Annotated in this window: 16 protein-coding genes and 1 riboswitch; of the genes, 6 read left to right on the top strand and 10 right to left on the bottom strand. The window is 65.0% G+C overall.

Annotated features, from left to right (window positions below):
• Positions 1-13: 13 nt before the first annotated feature.
• A complete protein-coding gene (metK, locus tag GFD32_RS19670) occupies positions 14-1,234 on the bottom strand; it encodes a methionine adenosyltransferase (protein WP_163578273.1) in 1,221 nt (406 codons plus the stop codon).
• Between the two features lie 308 nt (positions 1,235-1,542).
• Here metK and tkt (GFD32_RS19665) point away from each other — a divergent pair, with 308 nt between their 5' ends.
• Together tkt (GFD32_RS19665) and GFD32_RS19660 are read left to right on the top strand one after the other, a co-directional pair.
• Positions 1,543-3,537 carry a transketolase gene (gene tkt, locus GFD32_RS19665; protein WP_163578272.1) on the top strand — a complete coding sequence of 665 codons (1,995 nt, stop codon included), beginning with the start codon at positions 1,543-1,545 and terminating at the stop codon, positions 3,535-3,537.
• Positions 3,538-3,679: 142 nt separating this feature from the next.
• Positions 3,680-3,855: riboswitch (FMN riboswitch) on the top strand.
• A gap of 105 nt (positions 3,856-3,960) precedes the next feature.
• Positions 3,961-4,443, top strand: coding sequence for a 6,7-dimethyl-8-ribityllumazine synthase (locus GFD32_RS19660; RefSeq protein WP_163578271.1), 483 nt, complete (start codon positions 3,961-3,963; stop codon positions 4,441-4,443).
• 94 nt (positions 4,444-4,537) lie between these two features.
• Here GFD32_RS19660 and GFD32_RS19655 read toward each other — a convergent pair whose 3' ends face one another.
• From GFD32_RS19655 to rpiB, 7 genes are all read right to left on the bottom strand, one after another.
• Positions 4,538-5,488 carry a D-ribose ABC transporter substrate-binding protein gene (locus tag GFD32_RS19655; protein ID WP_240455717.1) on the bottom strand — a complete coding sequence of 317 codons (951 nt, stop codon included), beginning with the start codon at positions 5,486-5,488 and terminating at the stop codon, positions 4,538-4,540.
• Positions 5,489-5,512: 24 nt separating this feature from the next.
• Positions 5,513-6,655 carry an ABC transporter permease gene (locus GFD32_RS19650; protein WP_163578269.1) on the bottom strand — a complete coding sequence of 381 codons (1,143 nt, stop codon included), beginning with the start codon at positions 6,653-6,655 and terminating at the stop codon, positions 5,513-5,515.
• Positions 6,656-6,682: 27 nt separating this feature from the next.
• Positions 6,683-8,230, bottom strand: a complete 1,548-nt coding sequence (locus GFD32_RS19645; RefSeq protein ID WP_163578268.1) for a sugar ABC transporter ATP-binding protein — start codon at positions 8,228-8,230, stop codon at positions 6,683-6,685.
• Positions 8,231-8,260: 30 nt separating this feature from the next.
• Positions 8,261-8,842 (bottom strand): DUF2291 domain-containing protein, encoded by a 582-nt coding sequence (locus GFD32_RS19640; protein ID WP_240455716.1) that lies wholly within the window; start codon positions 8,840-8,842, stop codon positions 8,261-8,263.
• Positions 8,843-8,969: 127 nt separating this feature from the next.
• Positions 8,970-10,082, bottom strand: a complete 1,113-nt coding sequence (locus GFD32_RS19635; protein WP_163578266.1) for an MDR/zinc-dependent alcohol dehydrogenase-like family protein — start codon at positions 10,080-10,082, stop codon at positions 8,970-8,972.
• Positions 10,083-10,325: 243 nt separating this feature from the next.
• Positions 10,326-11,309: a sugar-binding transcriptional regulator gene (locus GFD32_RS19630; RefSeq protein ID WP_163578265.1), complete on the bottom strand. Its 984-nt coding sequence runs from the start codon at positions 11,307-11,309 to the stop codon at positions 10,326-10,328.
• A 73-nt stretch (positions 11,310-11,382) separates the two neighbouring features.
• Positions 11,383-11,880 carry a ribose 5-phosphate isomerase B gene (rpiB, locus tag GFD32_RS19625; protein ID WP_163578264.1) on the bottom strand — a complete coding sequence of 166 codons (498 nt, stop codon included), beginning with the start codon at positions 11,878-11,880 and terminating at the stop codon, positions 11,383-11,385.
• A gap of 372 nt (positions 11,881-12,252) precedes the next feature.
• Between rpiB and GFD32_RS19620 the strand changes: the two genes are divergently transcribed.
• The 4 genes from GFD32_RS19620 to tkt (GFD32_RS19605) all read left to right on the top strand — a co-directional run bounded on the left by GFD32_RS19620 (position 12,253) and on the right by tkt (GFD32_RS19605) (position 16,980).
• Positions 12,253-13,242 (top strand): dihydroxyacetone kinase subunit DhaK, encoded by a 990-nt coding sequence (locus GFD32_RS19620; RefSeq protein WP_163578263.1) that lies wholly within the window; start codon positions 12,253-12,255, stop codon positions 13,240-13,242.
• A gap of 24 nt (positions 13,243-13,266) precedes the next feature.
• The gene (gene dhaL, locus GFD32_RS19615; RefSeq protein WP_163578262.1) at positions 13,267-13,920 is read left to right on the top strand and encodes a dihydroxyacetone kinase subunit DhaL; all 654 of its coding nucleotides are present in this window, start codon (positions 13,267-13,269) and stop codon (positions 13,918-13,920) included.
• Between the two features lie 89 nt (positions 13,921-14,009).
• On the top strand, positions 14,010-14,957 hold the full coding sequence (gene tal / locus GFD32_RS19610) for a transaldolase (RefSeq protein WP_163578261.1): 948 nt from the start codon (positions 14,010-14,012) through the stop codon (positions 14,955-14,957).
• A 13-nt stretch (positions 14,958-14,970) separates the two neighbouring features.
• On the top strand, positions 14,971-16,980 hold the full coding sequence (gene tkt / locus GFD32_RS19605) for a transketolase (protein WP_163578260.1): 2,010 nt from the start codon (positions 14,971-14,973) through the stop codon (positions 16,978-16,980).
• Positions 16,981-17,118: 138 nt separating this feature from the next.
• Here the strand turns inward: tkt (GFD32_RS19605) and GFD32_RS19600 are convergent, their stop codons facing one another.
• Together GFD32_RS19600 and GFD32_RS19595 are read right to left on the bottom strand one after the other, a co-directional pair.
• Positions 17,119-18,171, bottom strand: a complete 1,053-nt coding sequence (locus tag GFD32_RS19600; protein ID WP_163578259.1) for a class I fructose-bisphosphate aldolase — start codon at positions 18,169-18,171, stop codon at positions 17,119-17,121.
• A gap of 139 nt (positions 18,172-18,310) precedes the next feature.
• Positions 18,311-18,586 carry an Hsp20/alpha crystallin family protein gene (locus GFD32_RS19595; protein WP_240455715.1) on the bottom strand — a complete coding sequence of 92 codons (276 nt, stop codon included), beginning with the start codon at positions 18,584-18,586 and terminating at the stop codon, positions 18,311-18,313.
• Positions 18,587-18,595 lie beyond the last annotated feature (9 nt).

Raw genomic sequence — 18,595 nt, 5'->3', positions numbered from 1 at the left:
GGATTAAGAAGCGTTAGAGCCCGGCCGCCTGACGCAGCGCATGTGCCCGGTCGGTCTTCTCCCAGGGGAAGGCCAAAAAGCGCTCAGTGTGTTCCTGTCCCTGGTCGTCCTTCCAGGTGTAGCTGGTCTCGAAGGGCTCGCGACCGAAGTGACCGTAGGCCGCGGTGAGCTGATACATGGGATGCAGCAGGTCGAGCATGCGGGTGATGGCGTAGGGACGCAGGTCGAAATGCTCGCGGACCAGCTCGATGATGCGTGCATCGTCGATCTTGCCGGTACCGAAGGTGTTGATCGCCACCGAGGTCGGCTCGGCCACGCCGATGGCATACGAGACCTGAATCTCGCACTTGTCGGCCAGGCCGGCGGCGACGATGTTCTTGGCCACGTAGCGGCCGGCGTAGGCGGCGCTGCGGTCGACCTTGGAGGGATCCTTGCCGGAGAAGGCGCCGCCGCCGTGGCGCGCCATGCCGCCATAGGTATCGACGATGATCTTGCGCCCGGTCAGCCCGCAGTCGCCCACCGGGCCGCCGATCACGAACTTGCCGGTGGGATTGATGTGGTAACGGGTCGCGGCTGAGAGCCACGCCTCGGGAATCACCTCTGCGATGATCTCGCGGCGCACCATCTCGCGCAGCTCCTCCTGGTCGATGCCCGGGTCGTGCTGTGTGGACAGCACCACGGCTTCCACAGCACTGGGCTTACCGTCGGCGTCATAACGGAAAGTGACCTGACTCTTGGCATCGGGACGCAGCCAGGGCAACAGGCCATGGCGGCGCAGCTCGGCCTGGCGCTCCACCAGACGGTGGGCGTAGTGCACCGGCGCCGGCATGTAGGAGTCGGTCTCGTTGGTGGCATAGCCGAACATCAACCCCTGGTCGCCGGCGCCCTGGTCATCTGGCTTGGTGCGATCGACCCCTTGGGCGATGTCCACGCTCTGCTTGCCGATCAGGTTGAGTACGCCGCAGGTCTCGCCGTCGAAGCCCACTTCCGAGGAGGTATAGCCAATGCGCGTGATGACTTCGCGCACCAGCGCCTCGAGATCGACCCAGGCGGTGGTGCTGATCTCGCCCGCCACGATGGCCACGCCGGTCTTGACCAGCGTCTCGCAGGCTACGCGAGCCTGCTTGTCGCGAGCGATGATGGCATCCAGCACCGCATCGGATATTTGATCGGCGATCTTATCGGGGTGCCCCTCGGACACGGACTCGGAGGTAAACAGGGAGTATTCGCTCATGGCGTCCTCGACCCTTGGTGGTACGGCAAGGTGCTCAAGCGCAGCCCGGCTGGCCACGCGGCCTGCCGGCGCGGGTAGGCCCGATACGGGCCGGATACGCCAGCGACCGGTTCGAGAACCCGAGTTTACACGCTGGTCGGCACCCTGACATCCGTCATTTGATGCCGGCCATCAAGTCGGCGACAATAGCGACCGATTCTGGCCGCACTACCTGCGGCCTCCCCAGCCAGAAGGCAACGCCCGGCCGCCCCACCCGCGGCGCCGTCGGAACGCTGCCCCATTCTGCCGCAGGCGAGGAGCTCAACCCCATGCCGTCTCGATTCGAACTGGCCAACGCCATTCGTGCCCTATCAATGGATGCCGTCCAGAAGGCCAAGTCCGGCCACCCCGGTGCCCCCATGGGTATGGCCGACATTGCCGAGGTGCTGTGGAACGACCATCTGAAGCACAACCCCAACGATCCCCAGTGGCCCGACCGGGATCGTTTCGTGCTCTCCAACGGCCACGGCTCCATGCTGCTCTATTCCCTGCTGCACCTGACCGGCTACGAGCTGAGCCTGGAAGAGCTGCAGAACTTCCGCCAGCTGCACGCCAAGACCGCCGGCCACCCCGAGTACGGCTACGCGCCGGGCGTCGAGACCACCACTGGCCCGCTCGGTCAGGGGCTGGCCAATGCCGTGGGCATGGCGCTGGCCGAGAAGACGCTCGCCGCCCAGTTCAACCGCCCCGGCCACACCATCGTCGACCATCACACCTACTGCTTCGTCGGCGACGGCTGCCTGATGGAGGGCATCTCCCACGAGGTCGGCTCGCTGGCCGGTACCCAGCAGCTCGGCAAGCTGGTCGCCTTCTACGACGACAACGGCATTTCCATCGACGGCGAGGTGAAGGGCTGGTTCACCGACGACACCGCCAAGCGCTTCGAGGCCTATGGCTGGCACGTGGTACCCAAGGTCGACGGCCACCAGCCCGAGGAGGTTCAGGCCGCCATCGAGCTGGCCAAGAGCCACGACGACAAACCGAGCTTGATCATCTGCCAGACCATCATCGGTTTCGGCGCGCCCAACAAGCAGGGCAAGGAAGAGTGCCATGGCGCCGCCCTGGGGGAGGACGAGGTCGCCGCGGCACGCAAGCAGCTCGACTGGCCCCACGCTCCCTTCCATGTGCCGGAGCCGGTCTATCAGGGCTGGGATGCCCGCGAGGCGGGTCAGGCGCGCCAGGATGACTGGCAGGCGCGCTTTGCCCGCTACCAGGAAGCGTTCCCGGAGCTGGCCCGCGAATTCCAGCGCCGCGTGCAGTGCAAGCTGCCCACCGAGCTGACCAGCGAGGCCCAGATCCAGCGTGCCCAGGAGCGGGCGGAGTCCATTCCCTCGCGCAAGGCGTCGCTGGCCTGCCTCAACGAGCTCGGCCCGCAGCTGCCCGAGCTGCTCGGCGGCAGTGCCGATCTGGCGCCCTCCAACCTCACCTTCTGGGACGGTGCCAAGGCCATCACTCCCGACACCCCCGACGGCAACTACCTGCACTACGGGGTGCGCGAGTTCGGCATGGGCGCCATCGTCAACGGCATCGTGCTGCACGGCGGCTTCATTCCCTATGGCGCGACCTTCCTGATCTTCATGGAGTACATGCGCAACTCGCTGCGCATGGCGGCGCTGATGGGCAAGCGGGCGATCTACGTGTTCACCCACGACTCCATCGGCCTGGGCGAGGACGGCCCCACCCACCAGCCGGTGGAGCAGTTGACCAACCTGCGCACCACGCCCAACCTGGCCACCTGGCGCCCCTGCGATGCCGTGGAGACGGCGGCAGCCTGGGATGCCGCACTCAAGCGCAATGCTGGCCCCACGGCGCTAGTGCTGTCACGCCAGAACCTGCCCCACCAGGAGCGCACCAAGCAGCAGCTCGCCGAGATTCAGCGCGGCGGCTACATCCTCAAGGACAGCGACGGCACGCCCGAGCTGATCCTCATCGCCACCGGCTCCGAGGTCGGCCTGGCCATGGACGCCGCCGCCGAGCTCGAGGCACAGGGCCGCGCCGTGCGCGTGGTCTCCATGCCCTCGACCTATCGCTTCGACGGCCAGGAGGCCGAGTATCGCGAACGCGTGCTGCCCAGGGCCGTGACCCAGCGTCTCGCCATCGAGGCCGGCCATCCCGACTACTGGAGCAAGTACGTGGGGCTCGACGGCCGCGTGATCGGCATGCGCACCTTCGGCGAATCGGCCCCGGCGGGCGACCTGTTCAAGCACTTCGGCTTCACCGTCGACAACGTGGTGGGCCAGGCGCGCGAACTGCTCGACGCCTGATACCGACCGGGCAACCACGACGAAAAGGGCGCGGCCAGTCGGCCGCGCCCTTTTTGGTTCCACCTCCTCATGTCGCGAGACGCCATCGGCATCTGGCGCCCGTCCGGTGGCATACGTAGAATAGAGCGCGGCCATACATGGCCACTGTTCTCAGGGCGGGGTGAAAGTCCCCACCGGCGGTGATGGCACCCTTCCATTCAGTGAAAGAGAAGGCGCGCACAAGCCCGCGAGCGCCCGGCATCGGTACTACGGCCGGGGACAGCAGATTCGGTGAGATACCGAAGCCGACGGTGATAGTCCGGATGAAAGAGAACGGCACCTTAGACGGGCCGGACGTGCGCCCGCGGTTCATGCCGCCTGCCCCGGCTTGCCCGACGACGGGTCCCGCATGCCCTGATTCTGGTAACTTTATCGAGGAAGACCATGAATCAGTCGAATACCGATCACGCCCCCCGCATCGCCTTCATCCAGGCCAGTTGGCACAGCGACATCGTCGACCAGGCCCGAGAGGCATTCACCGCCACCCTCGCCGAGCAGCACGGCATCGAGCGCGAGCGCGTCGAGGTCTTCAGCGTTGCAGGCGCCTACGAGATCCCCTTGCAAGCCAAGCTGCTGGCCAGAAGCGGCCGCTACGCAGCCATCATCGGCGCCGGTTTCGTGGTCGATGGCGGCATCTATCGTCACGACTTCGTCGCCCAGGCGGTCATCGACGGCATGATGCGAGTGCAGTTGGACACCGAAGTCCCCGTTCTCTCGGTAGTGCTGACACCCCATCACTTCCACGAGCACGCCCCCCACACGGCGTTCTACCATGAGCATTTCTTGACCAAGGGCCGTGAAGCCGCGGACGCCTGCGCCCTGACCCTGGAGAACCTGAGTCAGGCACGCAAGCTGATCGAGGCCTGACAAGGCCCATCGTCAAAACGCCGCCAGGAAACCCTGGCGGCGCTTGAGGCTCGACATGCCGGAAGCGGATGCTCCGCCATGGCAATTGCCTGCATTACTGCTCGAGCACGAAGGGATCGGTGTACTGATCCAAGTTCTCGGCCGTGACCAGCATGCAGTCGAAGAGCTTCTTCTCGTCTTCGATGCCGGTCTCGCCGGTGCGAATGTACTCGTCTGCCATGCGCACCGCCTCTTCGGCGAAGATCGCTACTGGCTGCAGCACCGTGTAGGCCATCTCGCCGGCCCTGACCGCTTCCACGGCATCCGGCGAACCATCGAAGCCACCGACCACCACGTCGTCCAGCTTGCCGGCCTCCTTGAGTGCCGCGATAGCGCCCAGCGCCATTTCATCGTTGCCGCTGATCACGCCGTCGACATCGGGGTTGGCCTGCAGCATGCTCTGCATCTTGTTGTAGCCCTGAGTACGGTCCCAGTTGGCCACGTCCGAACCGACACGCTCAAGGCTCGGATACTGGCTGAGCACGGTTTCATAGCCGTTGGAACGGGTCGCGGCGTTGTTGTCGGAAGGGGCTCCCTTCAGCTCGACATACTCCGCCTCGTCACCAACGCTCTGCACCCATTGCTGGGCACCAAGTGCCGCCCCCTGGGCATTGTTGGACACCAGCTGTGCCTTGGCCAGGCCCTGCTGGTTGATCTCGGCGTTGACGATGAACACCGGAATGCCGGCATCGACCGCCTTGCGCACCGCACCGATCGAACCATCCGCATTGGCGGGATCGAGAATGATCGCCTCGGCCTGATTGGTGATTGCCGTGTCGACCTGGTTGCTTTCGGTATTGGTATCCCCCTTGTGGGAGCTGACGTTGGCTTCGTAACCGAGTTCCTCGGCGGTGGCCTCGGCGATCTTGCCTTCGGTGAACCAGTAGGGGTTCGACGTATCATTGACGATGATCGAGATGAGCCCCTTGTCCTGGGCCGCAGCGGCACTCGCCACGAGCGGGACCGTCACGGCGAGGGCTGCAATCAGCAGGCGTTTTCCTTTCATGAGCATAATGGTCACCCTTGGGTCTTATGATTGTGATGCCGGGTTCACGGCAGTACTTTCCGCGGCGGGCTCCGCCCCGCGGGACTTGACCTCTCGTTGCGGAGAGGAGACTTCGCCGCCGGAAGACGTCGAGCGCTGCTTCTTCCGACCGCTGTACTGAATGCTGTTGAGCAGCACGGCGAGAACGATGACGGCGCCGGTGAACACGGTCTGCCAGTAGGACGAGACGCCGATGATCACCAGGCCATCGGACAGAAAGCCGATCACGAAGGCCCCGAGCAGGGTGCCCCGCACATTGCCGCGCCCACCGGTCAGCGCCGCGCCGCCGATGACCACCCCGGCGATGGCGGTCAACTCATAGGTGGTCCCGGCCGTCGGCCCGGCGGAAGTCAGCTGCGACGACAGCACCAGGCCGGCGATGGCAGCGCAGATGCCCGACAGCACATAGACGGATACCTGTACACGCTTGACCGGGACCCCCGACAGTTCTGCCGCCCGGGCATTGCCACCGGTCGAGTAGACCCAGCGCCCGAACGGCGTCCGGGTCAGGGCCAGCAGGGCGACGATCGCCACGGCCGCCAGAACCAGCACGCCGATGGGAACGCCGAACAAGCGGTTGAAGCCCAGCCAGTCGAAGCCGGTATTACCGAGCTCCGGACTGCCACCGAGGTTGTTGTAGGTGAGGCCATCGGTCATCAACAGGGCAACGCCGCGGGCCACATAGAGCATGCCCAGGGTCGCGACGAAGGCCGGCACCTTGAAGTAGGCGATGAGCACGCCATTGATCGCCCCGACGAAGGCCCCCATGGCACAGGTCAGGACGACCACCGCCCACACTGGCGGATAGACCACCACGCCGAAGAGCTCGAACGACACTCCCTGCATCAGAAAGCCGGCGAAGACGCCCGCGAAGCCCAGCGTCGAGCCTACGGAGAGATCGATGCCACCCGTCAGAATGACCAGCAGCATGCCGATGGACAGCAGACCGAAGATCGCCACGTGGGACGACATGGTCAGGAAATTGTCCACCGAGAAGTAGACCGGCGACAGAATCGAGAAGATGATGATGATCGCAATCAGGGCGAAGAAGGCGCGGCCCTCGAGCAGCAGGCGCCCCAGGTCGAGTCCGCCATTGCGGGAACCGGCGGCTTGGCTGGTATCGGTCATTGTTGTGCACTCCGCTATTCGTATGATTCAGGCAGCCACGGCTTCGCCCGAAGCGGCCATGATCTCTTCTTTGCTGACGCCGGCACCGAACTCCGCCACGATCCGTCCCCGGCTCATCACCACGACCCGATGCGCGATGCTCAGGCACTCGCCGACCTCGGAAGTCGAAAAGACAACGGCGAGCCCCTGCCGGGCACCTTCACTGAGCAGCCCGAAGACCTCGGCCTTGGCGCCGATATCGATGCCTCTGCTGGGTTCGTCGAGCAGCACGACCCTGGGATGCGTGGCCAGCATCTTGCCGATGACGACCTTCTGCTGATTCCCACCCGACAGCGATCCGATGCCGGCCTCGCCGCCATCGGTCTTGATATGCACATTGCGGATGGACGACGTCACGACATCCTGCTCCCGCCGTCGCGAGGTGAAGAGACCGCGCGTAAAGGCACCGATGCTGGCCAGCGACAAGTTCTCGCCCACCGACATCGTCTGTACCAGACCGTCGCGCTGCCGATCCTCGGGCACCAGCACCAGGCCATGCTCGATGCGCTCGGCGATGCTCAGATGCGAGACATCATGGCCTTCGAGCACGACCTCGCCTTGCGCCGACGAGATGCGACCGGCGACGCTCTCGAGCAGTTCGGTGCGCCCCGCCCCCATCAAGCCGTAGATGCAGACGATCTCGCCCGCGCGCACATCGAGGGACAGGCGATCGACCGCCGAGCGCCCCGGCACCGTGGCATCCGGCACCGACATCTCACGCAGCGAAAGGGCGACTTCGCCCATCTCGTAACCCGTGGGAGGCGAGCCAAGGTCGAAGCCCTCGCCGACCATGTGGCGCACGATCCACTCCAGATCGATGTCCCGACGCGGGGCATAGGCCGTCATGACGCCATCACGCAGCACCACCGCATGATCGGTGATCGTGAGCGCTTCCTCGAGATGGTGGGAGATGTAGACGATGGAGACTCCGCGCTGCTTGAGGTCACGGATGACCCGGAACAGCACCTCAACCTCCGTGGCGGAGAGCGCCGAGGTCGGCTCGTCCATGATCAGGATGCGTGAATTCGCCGACAGCGCCCGAGCGATCTCGACGACCTGCTGCTGCCCCAGCCGCAGCTCCTCCACCGGTGTCAGCGGATCGATGGGCTCGTCGAGTTCCTCCATCAGCAAGCGAGTCTGGCGCTCCTCCTCGGCATAGTCGACACCGGTCGCTCCGCCCAGCTCGCGCCCCATGAAGATGTTGTCGCGCACGCTCAAGTTGGGCGCCAGGCTCAACTCCTGGTGAATGATCGAGATACCCAGCCGCTGTGCCTCGCTGGTCGAGGCGAAACTCACCGCCCGCCCCTCGAGCAGAATCTCGCCGGAGGTGGGACGGACCACGCCCGACAGGATCTTCATCAGCGTCGACTTGCCGGCGCCGTTCTCGCCGAACAGCGTCGTGACTTGTCCGCGATGTACATCGAAGTTCACCGCTTTCAGGGCGTGGACGTTGCCGAAGGACTTGGCGACATGACGCGCCGAGAGAATGACCTCGCCGGAAGCCTCCTCCGGGGACAGCTTATCGTTGTGGCTCATGGCAGGTTCGTCCGTCATGGATGGGCTCGCTCACTGCACGCGCAGGCTGACGGGCGTCACGAGCCAGTTGTTTGGATTGATCAACTTGAAGACGCCGGTGACAGCGATGGTCTCGCCGCTCAGGTCGTCGGTGTCGATCCCCGACAGCACCTGCTCCTTCATCCCGTCGTTGATCGCCGCGCCGGCGTTCTGGTATTCGATCTGGTTGGTGAACTGACCGAACTCGATGTCGCCAGTGGCGTCCCGAAGATCGGTACCATTGATGGCCGGGCCGGTCTGCACGCGAATCGTCAGATCCTCTGGAACGCCCTCGACGTCGACCGCATAGATGCCGGCCTTGCCCTCTCCGACCACACCGGAGAAAGTCACGGGGACCACCGGGCCGATGCCGGCCGCTACGCCATAGCGCTCCCCGGCCGCGGCCTTGTCCTCGGCGACGGCGGCCGCCAGTTCACTGGCCTCCACGGCACGCTTCTCGACGCTGTCGCGCACGATGGGAAAGTGTTCCGCGCCGTAGCGCTCGGCGGAAAACCCTTCTTCCTGCTGCGCACCGATCGGCACCACGGTGGTATCCAGTGCCATGGCCGCCAGCACGACGACCGCAACGGCCATGACCGCGACACGTCCTCGCCTCTTTCCGGCGCGAGACACCGGCCCGGCATCGACTCGTGAACTCATGATGAAACGACCTCTTGTTGTTCACTTTCGCCCCGACTCCATCGGCGCCAGGGAACGCGTCTCACCCGCCCGGGATCAGGACGACCTTGAGGGCCTGCTTGTCGTGTCTCATCAACTCGATGCCATCGTGGAAACGCGCCAGTGGCAGTGTGTGAGTCACCACACCCTGGGTCGGGCAATCGCCGCTCTCGATGCCTTCGATGACCAGCGGATAGCAGTAAGGCCCCAGGTGAGCCCCCAGCACATCGAGCTCCTTGCGGTCGCTGATGATGCTCCAGTCCACTGTCACCGGCTCCTTGAAGACGCTGAATTCCACGAACCGCCCGAGCTTGCGCAGCATCGACAGGCCCTGTTCCACCGATTTGGGCGCGCCGGTGGCCTCAATGTAGATGTCGCAGCCGTAGCCGCCGGTCATCTCCTTGACGATCGACACCACATCGTCCTCGGCGGGATTGAGCGCTACATCGGCCCCGAACCGTTTCGCCAGTTTCAGCCGCTCGGGATTCAGGTCCAGCACCACCAGCTTGGCGGGGCCGGACTTCTTGATCGGGCCGATCATGCCGAGCCCCAGGGTGCCGGCACCGGATAGCACGACGACGTCACCCAGTTCGATCTGGGCACGTTTGACGGCGTGCATGGAACAGGCATATGGCTCGGCGAGCACGGCTTTCTCCATGGGCAGGTCATCCGGGAGCCTATGATTGACTGCCTCGGCGGGGAACTTCATGTACTCGGCCATGCCGCCATTGACGTTGTGCTGGAAGCCATAGACATCATGCCGTTCGCACATCCAGTACTGGCCGCGGTTGCAGAAGCGGCAGTCCCAGCACGGCACGATCTGTTCGGAGATGATGCGATCACCGACCTCGAAGCCCTGGGCCCCGGGCCCCATCTTGACCACATGCCCGATGAACTCGTGCCCGGGAATCATCGGCGCCTTGATATAGGCCGGCTGCTCCGCGTCACCCCAGAAACTGGGCGCGCCTTCGAAGGCCTTGAGGTCGCCGGCGCAGATCCCGCAGGCCTCTACCTTGATCAGGATTTCCTTCTCGCCGATTTCCGGCACTGCCACCTGCTCCAGGCGATAGTCTCCCGGGGCATAGGCCACGATGGCATCCATGGTGTCGGGGATGGTGACATCCGCGGTCGCGGATTGGGTGAGGGTATCGTTCATGAGGGCCTCCACTGAGCTCGCGCTGGCTTATCATTTGATCTTGTATTGCTCAAATGAATTAACGCTTTTCAGTATAGCCGGGTCAATGAACTCGTTGGGATTTTTGCCTAATACTTTAGGATCAATTTATAATTAATTGTTTATAAAGAGGTTTTTATGACGCCCCATCACGGGAGTGCCAAAAGGGGTCAAGAGACGGCCAGGAATAGCACTGCTCACCGCGAAGCATCAATGAACATATGATCAGCCAGCTTCGGCGGCAGGCGTCGCCTCATCGAGGCGCAGGATGGTATGCGCGTTGGTGACGCTGGTCGCCAGAGTGTCGATCACGCCGGTTCGCAGCGCCCCGAGGATGCCGGCGGCCTTGGTGTTCTCGCTGGCAATGGCGACGACATCGGGAATTCGCGCCAGATCCCCAATGGTCAGGCCGATCACCCGCCCCTGCATCGGCGTCCGCGCAGGCTGCCCGTGCAGGTCGATGAAGTCATAGCCCATCATGTCGCCCACCGTGCCCGACAGCCGGGCCTCGGCGATTTCCTGGGGCGAGAACCACCCCATGCGCACCATGTTGCTGTCCTCGCTGAGATCCCCCACCCCAATCAGGGCAGTGTCGGCCCGCCGCGCACGATCCAGCGTCTGTCGCACGGTGGAATTCTCGTACATGGCATCGCGCAACTCGGGGTTCTGCACCAGGGCCGGCGCATAGAGCGTCTCGCTGTCGCCACCGAACTTCATTGCCAGGCGTCGACAGATATGGTCGGGGTTCATGTACTCGCCGGCGCGCAGCGAGCCGCCAATGGCACACACGAACGAGCACTTGCGCTCGCCCTGCTCGAAGACGTTGTCCGCCACAGCGCCGACATTGCGCCCCATTCCCACGGCGACGATAGAACCATCGTGCAGGGTGCGCGACAGATGATCGGCAACCAGGCTGGCCACACCGGAACGCTGCACATCCGGATCCGCATGGTCGAGCGCCACCAGGGCACGCTTGATGCCGAAGCGACGTATCAACTCCTGCTCGATCTCGGCACTCACCGAAGGGTGCTGACGCACCCGCACATCGACGATGCCTTCCGCATGCGCCCGCTTGAGCAGGCGTCCCGCCTTGACCCGAGAGATTCCCAGGCGATTGGCGATGACTTCCTGCGTCTCGCCCTCCACGTAATAGAGGGTGGCGATCTCGGTCATCAAGTCGATGTCGGCGTTCTCGACGCGCTCGCTCATGGAGGTGGCCTCATACGATCCGTGACTGGCGACCGGCACAAGATACCACAGCGATCAACCGAACCCTCAGTGATCAAGCGCTCGGCGAGCCGCGCGAAAACTCCTGCTCGTAATCGGCGATACGCGCCACCTTCTCGCTGGAGGCTCCACCACCGAAATCGGCGCCGAGAAAGGCGGTAACGATGCTCTTGGCCAGCTCCACTCCAACGACCCGAGCCCCCAGGGCCACTATCTGGGCATCATTGCTCGAGCGCGCCTTGATCGCCGAGTAGGTGTCATGTGCCTGAGCCGCACGAATGCCCGGCACCTTGTTGGCCGAGATCGCGACCCCGATGCCGGTACCGCACACCAGCACCCCGCGCTCGACCTCCCCCGCCGCGACGGCCCGCGCCACGCGCACCGCGATATCGGGATAGAGTACCGGCTCGGCATTGTAGGTACCGAAATCCACCGCCTCGAAGCCCAGGGACCGCACATGCTCGATCAATGCTTCCTTGAGCTCGAAGGCCGCCTCATCTCCTCCCAGGGCGATGCGAACTGCCGCTCGCGCGGCCATGGTTGAATCAGACATGGATAGCACTCCTGGTTACCGGCCATCGACCCTGCGCCAACGGCCTCGTGTTCAAAGTATCACCTATCGATCATTTGTAAACCCGGAATCCCACCTGAACACATCTCCGATGAACAAAGGAAGTGCTTTCGCGATTCCCGAAAAAACCGAGAATCACACTAAAAATCAAACAAGTATAGAGAATTTTGGGCGGAAGAAAGAAAAGGAAGCGACCAAAGTCTCACCTTCTCTCGGCATGACGGCCTTGACATGTCTCGACGGCAAGCCTAAACATTTGATCACATATCGAACATTTATGGCGCTGACCAGCCGTCACTCGGCTTCCGGCCAGGCCAATACGACGACGACAACCCACAACTTGAGGAACACGCCATGCAGCGCATCATCAACGACCCCGATAACGTGGTGGATGACGCGGTCCGCGGCTACCTGCGAGCGTCCCCCTCGCTCTACGCCGCCACCGACCACCCCCGGGTTCTCAAGTACGCCGGCGAGACACCCGACAAGGTCGGTGTGGTCACCGGCGGCGGTTCCGGGCACGAGCCCGCCTTCTTGGGCTATGTCGGCGAAGGGCTGTGCGATGCCGTGGCGATCGGCGAGATCTTCTCGTCGCCCACCGCGGATGCCTTCCTCGATGCCTTTCGGGCCGCCGATCGGGGGCGTGGCGTGGCCTGCCTGTACGGCAACTACGCCGGCGACAACATGAACGTGAAAATGGCGCGCCAGATGGCGGAGATGGAAGGCATCGACGTCAAGACGGTGATCGCCCGGGACGATGTCGCCTCCGCCCCGGCCGACCAGCGTGACCAGCGACGAGGCGTCGCCGGCGAGATCATGATGTGGAAGGTGGGCGGTGCCGCCGCTGCACGCGGCGACGACCTGTCCGAGGTGATCCGCCTGGCCCAGAAGGCCGTCGACGCCTGCTCGAGCATCGGCATCGGCTTGAGCAGTTGCACCATCCCCGCCAATGGCAAGCCCAACTTCTCGATCGAGCCCGGCCACATGGAGCTCGGCATCGGCCACCATGGCGAACCAGGAATCGAGGTGGCTCCCCTGACCGATGCCGCCTCGATGGCCAGATCGATGTGCGATCCGGTTCTCGCCGACCAGGATTTCACAGGCGGCGAGGTGGCGGTACTGGTCTCGGGGCTCGGCGCCACGCCGAACATGGAACTCAACCTGCTGTACGCCCACATCGCCGACCGCCTCGAGGCCGAGAGCATCACCGTGCACCGTGCCGATATCGGCAACTACTTCACGTCACTGGAGATGATGGGGGCGACCCTGACGGTGATGAAGCTCGACGATGAGCTCAAGCCCCTCATCGACGCGCCGGCCCGCTCGCTGGCCATCACCCGCTGACTGCCTTCACATTCGGGAGCCCCCATGCAATATCTGAACACCACTCACGGTACCGACATTCTCGAGGCGCTGGTCGATGTCATCGTCGAAAACCGCAACCACCTCAGCGAAGTCGACGGCGCTATCGGCGACGGCGACCACGGCATCAACATGGCCAAGGGGTTTCGCTTGTGCAGCGAGTCGATCCAGGGCCAGTCACTGGGCCTCTCCAAGGCGCTGGGCACTCTCGCCACGACCTTGATGGGCTCCATCGGCGGCTCCATGGGCCCACTCTACGGCAGCCTTTTTTTCGGCATGAGCAACGCCATCAAGCAATGCGAGACTCTCGATGCCAGGGCCTTCGGCGACATGCTGACCGGCGGCCTGAACGCTCTCCAGGGCATCAGCGACGCGCAGGTCGGCGACAAGTGCCTGCTCGACACCTTGGTGCCGGCAGTCGACCACTATCGTCGCGCGGCGGACAACGGAGAGGATTTTCCCGCCGCTCTGGACGCCCTTCGCCAGGGTGCCGAACGCGGCTGCGAATCGACCCGGGAGCTGGAAGCCCGTATCGGTCGCGCCGCCAGGCTGGGCGAACGCTCCAGAGGCCATCTCGACGCCGGCGCCGTCTCCTGCCGGCTGCTGCTGGTGACGCTCGCCGACAGCACCGAGCGTCACCTGGAGAAAGCTGCCGCCTGACGCGACGCGAGCGGCCTTCCAGATTCTTCGCCCGGATGGTGCTCGACACTGTCCGGGCCCCCTCGCCCATTGTTCCAGTGGAGATAGCCATGGCTTCACGACTCGATGCTCTCAAGCAACACTCCCTGGTGGTCGCCGACACCGGCGACCTGAACGCCATCCGGCGCTACCGCCCCCAGGACGCCACCACCAACCCCTCGCTGATCCTCAAGGCCTTCGAACTCCCCGATTACCAGCCGCTGATCGAACGGGAACTGGCCGCTCTCCCCGCCCAGGGTGACAAACAGGAGCGCGCCGCCCGGGCCGTCGATCACCTGGCCGTGGCCATGGGCAGCGAGATCGCCGGCGTGGTCCCCGGGCGCGTCTCCACCGAAGTGGCCGCCCGACTGTCCTTCGATACCCAGGCCAGCATCCGCAAGGCCCATGAGCTGATCGAGCTCTACGCACAGCGCGGCATCGGCCGCGACCGGGTATTGATCAAGCTGGCCTCGACCTGGGAGGGCATCCGTGCCGCCGAGGTACTGGAGAAGGAAGGCATCAACTGCAACCTGACGCTGCTGTTCAGCGATGCCCAGGCCCAGGCCTGCTTCGATGCCGGCGTCTTTCTGGTCTCGCCCTTCGTCGGCCGGGTCACCGACTGGTACAAGCAGGCGACCGGTCAGGACTTTGCCCCCGAGCACGACCCCGGCGTACAGTTCGTGCGCGGCGTCTGCCAGCGCGTCAGCCAGGGCGGCTATGACACCGTGGTCATGGGGGCCAGTTTCCGCACCGCCGACCAGGTCCTGGCACTCGCTGGCTGCCCGCGGCTGACCATCTCGCCGGCACTGCTCGAGGAGCTGGCCGCCGAACACGGAGAGGTGACGCCGGCCGTCTCGCTGCCCGATCCTCAGTCATCGCGTCCCGCCCCGCTCGACGAGCCCGGCTTCCGCTGGGAGCACAATCAGGATGCCATGGCCAACGACAAGCTGGCCGAAGGCATCCGTCGTTTCGACGAAGACCAGTCACGCCTCGAGCAACGCATCGCCGACCGCCTTTGATCCAGGAGTCCCCATGCCGACCCGTTTCGAACTGGCCAATGCCATTCGCGCCCTTTCCATGGATGCCGTCCAGAAGGCCAACTCCGGTCACCCCGGCGCCCCCATGGGCATGGCCGACATTGCCGAGGTCCTGTGGAACGATTTCCTCGTTCACAACCCCGTCGATCCGCACTGGCCCGACCGTGACCGCTTCGTGCTCTCCAATGGCCACGGCTCCATGCTCCTCTATTCCCTGTTGCATCTGACCGGCTACGAGCTGAGCCTGGAAGAGCTGCAGAACTTCCGTCAGTTGCACGCCAAGACTGCCGGCCATCCCGAGTACGGCTATGCACCGGGTATCGAGACCACCACCGGCCCGCTGGGCCAGGGCCTGGCCAACGCCGTCGGCATGGCCATCGCCGAGCGCACCTTGGCTGCCCAGTTCAACCGCCCCGGCCACACCATCGTCGATCATCACACCTACTGCTTCGTCGGCGACGGCTGCCTGATGGAAGGCATCTCCCATGAGGTCGCCTCCCTGGCCGGCACCCAGCAGCTCGGCAAGCTGGTCGCCTTCTACGACGACAACGGCATCTCCATCGACGGCGAGGTCGCCGGCTGGTTCACCGACGACACCGCCAAGCGCTTCGAGGCCTACGGCTGGCACGTGGTGCCCAACGTCGACGGTCACCAGCCCGAGCAGGTCAAGGCGGCCATCGAGCTGGCCCGCCAGCACAGCGACAAGCCCAGCCTGATCGTCTGCAAGACGGTGATCGGCTTCGGTGCGCCCAACAAGCAGGGCAAGGAATCCTGCCACGGCGCCGCCCTGGGCGAGGACGAGGTCACCGCCGCCCGCGAGCAGCTCGACTGGCCGCATGCGCCCTTCCATGTGCCGGAGGAGATCTACCAGGGCTGGGACGCCAGCGAGGCCGGCCGCACCCGCCAGGCCGACTGGCAGGCACGGTTCGAGCGCTACGCCGAGGCCTATCCCGAGCTGGCCCGCGAGTTCCTGCGCCGCCAGAAGGGCGAGCTGCCCGCCGAGTTGACCAGCGAAGCGCTGATCGAACAGGCCCAGGACAAGGCCGAGACCACCGCCTCGCGCAAGGCGTCGCTGGCTTGCCTCAACGAGCTCGGCCCGCAGCTGCCCGAGCTGCTCGGCGGCAGCGCCGACCTGGCGCCCTCCAACCTGACGGTCTGGAACGGTGCCCGGGTGATCGGCCCCGAGGGCTCGCCTGAGGGCGTTCCCGACGGCAACTACCTGCACTATGGCGTGCGCGAGTTCGGCATGGCTGCCATCGCCAACGGCATCGCCCTGCACGGCGGCTTCGTGCCCTATGGCGCGACCTTCCTGATCTTCATGGAGTACATGCGCAACGCCGTGCGCATGGCCGCGCTGATGGGACTGCGCAGTATCTACGTGTTCACCCACGACTCCATCGGCCTGGGCGAGGACGGCCCCACCCACCAGCCGGTGGAGCAGTTGACCAACCTGCGCTCGACGCCCAACCTCTCCACCTGGCGCCCCTGCGATGCCGTGGAGACCGCCGCGGCCTGGAACGCCGCCCTCAAGCGCCAGTCCGGCCCCACCGCCCTGGTGCTGTCGCGTCAGAACCTGCCGCATCAGGCCCGCGACAAGCAGCAGCTCGCCGAGATTCAGCGCGGCGGCTACATCCTCAAGGACAGCGACGGCACGCCCGAGCTGATCCTCATCGCCACCGGCTCCGAGGTCGGCCTGGCCATGGACGCCGCCGCCGAGCTCGAGGCACAGGGCCGCGCCGTGCGCGTGGTATCCATGCCCTCGACCTATCGCTTCGACGGCCAGGAGGCCGAGTATCGCGAACGCGTGCTGCCCAGGGCCGTGACCCAGCGTCTCGCCATCGAGGCCGGCCATCCCGACTACTGGAGCAAGTACGTGGGGCTCGACGGCCGCGTGATCGGCATGCGCACCTTCGGCGAATCGGCCCCGGCGGGCGACCTGTTCAAGCACTTCGGCTTCACCGTGGAGAACGTGGTCGAGCAGGCGCGCGAACTGCTCGACGCCTGATACCGACCGGGCAGCCACGACGAAAAAGGGCGCGGCCAGTCGGCCGCGCCCTTTCTCTGTTCGGCATGCCCATGCCGCCACTCACTGGCCGCAAGCCGTAACGCGCCGGATCGTGATCGACGCACAACCGGCGGCCCTTCAAGCGACGGTGACCGACTCGTCCAGGTAGACGTCCTGAATGGCATGGAGCAGCTCGATGCCCTCGCTGACCGGCTTCTGGAACGCCTTGCGCCCCGAGATCAAGCCCATGCCACCGGCACGCTTGTTGATCACCGCGGTGCGCACCGCCTCGCCGAGGTCGGAGTGTCCCTTGGCGCCACCGCCGGAGTTGATCAGCCCGGCCCGCCCCTGGTAGCAGCAGGCTACCTGGTAGCGCGCCAGGTCGATGGGGTGCTCGGAGGTCAGCTCGCCGTAGACCTTGGGGTGGGTATGGCCGAAGCCGATGTCCCGGTAGCCACCGTTGGTCTCCGGCAGCTTCTGCTTGACGATGTCGGCCTTGAGGGTCGCTGCCAGGTGGTTGGCCTGGCCGGAGAGATCGGCCGCCACGTGGTAGTCGGTGCCCTCCTGCTTGAAGGCCGGATTGCGCAGGTAGGCCCACAGTACCGTGGCCATGCCGAGCTGATGGGCGCGCTCGAAGGCCTCGCTGATCTCCATGATCTGGCGCCGACTCTCGGGCGACCCGAAGTAGATGGTCGCCCCCACGGCCACGCAGCCCATGGCATGGGCCTGCTCCACCTCGGCGAACAGGGTCTGATCGTACTGGACGGGCAGACTCAGCGTCTCGTTGTGGTTGAGCTTGAGAATCATGGGAATCTTGTGGGCGTAGCGCCTCGCCACTGCTGCGAGCACCCCGAGGGTGGAAGCGACGCCGTTGCAGCCGCCTTCGATGGCCAGTTCGACGATGTTGGCCGGATCGAAGTAGCGCGGATTGGGCGCGAACGATGCCCCCGCCGAATGCTCGACGCCCTGATCCACCGGCAGCAGGCTGAGATAGCCCGTACCGCCCAGCCGGCCGTGGTCGAACAACGCCTGTAGGCTGCGCAATACGGCGGGGCTGCGGTCGCTGTCTGCCACCACGCGGTCGACGAAATCCGCTCCCGGCAGGTGGAGTTGCTCGCGGGGAAAGCCGCGACAGCGGTGGTCGAGCAGGGATTCGGCCTCGTCCCCCAGGAGCTTGGCGATATCGGTCATGTCGTTCCTCTCCCTGGTGCTGGGTCAGATGCTGGGTTGGCACTTCCCAGCGTAGTGAATGACGGTAGCGAGCGAGCGGTGGTGTTGTAAATGACGACGCCCTCCCACCAGGGAGGGCGTCTGGCCGATCGGCGAGCGCTCAGGCCGCCTGGACCTCGATGCGCCGCGGCTTGAGCTCTTCGCGCTTGGGCAGGTGGATCTCCACCACGCCGTTGCGGCAGTGTGCCTCGGCACGATCGGCATCCAGACCATCGGGCAGCGCCACGGTGCGGATGAACTCGCCATTGCCGCGCTCGCGGCGAAAATGGGCTTGCTCGCCACTCTCGGCTTCGAATAGGGGCGTCGTCGCACTTTTCGAGCGGCCAGGACGCCCCGGCGAATCTGCGCTAGAATGGCCGGCTCCTGACAGCCCCACCGAGGAGAT

Origin of the sequence: Halomonas faecis, from assembly GCF_010993975.1 — a bacterium.
Classification (GTDB): Bacteria; Pseudomonadota; Gammaproteobacteria; order Pseudomonadales; family Halomonadaceae; genus Halomonas; species Halomonas faecis.
The sequence above is the reverse complement of the archived record's forward strand: the minus strand, read 5'-3'. Positions and strand labels throughout refer to the sequence as shown.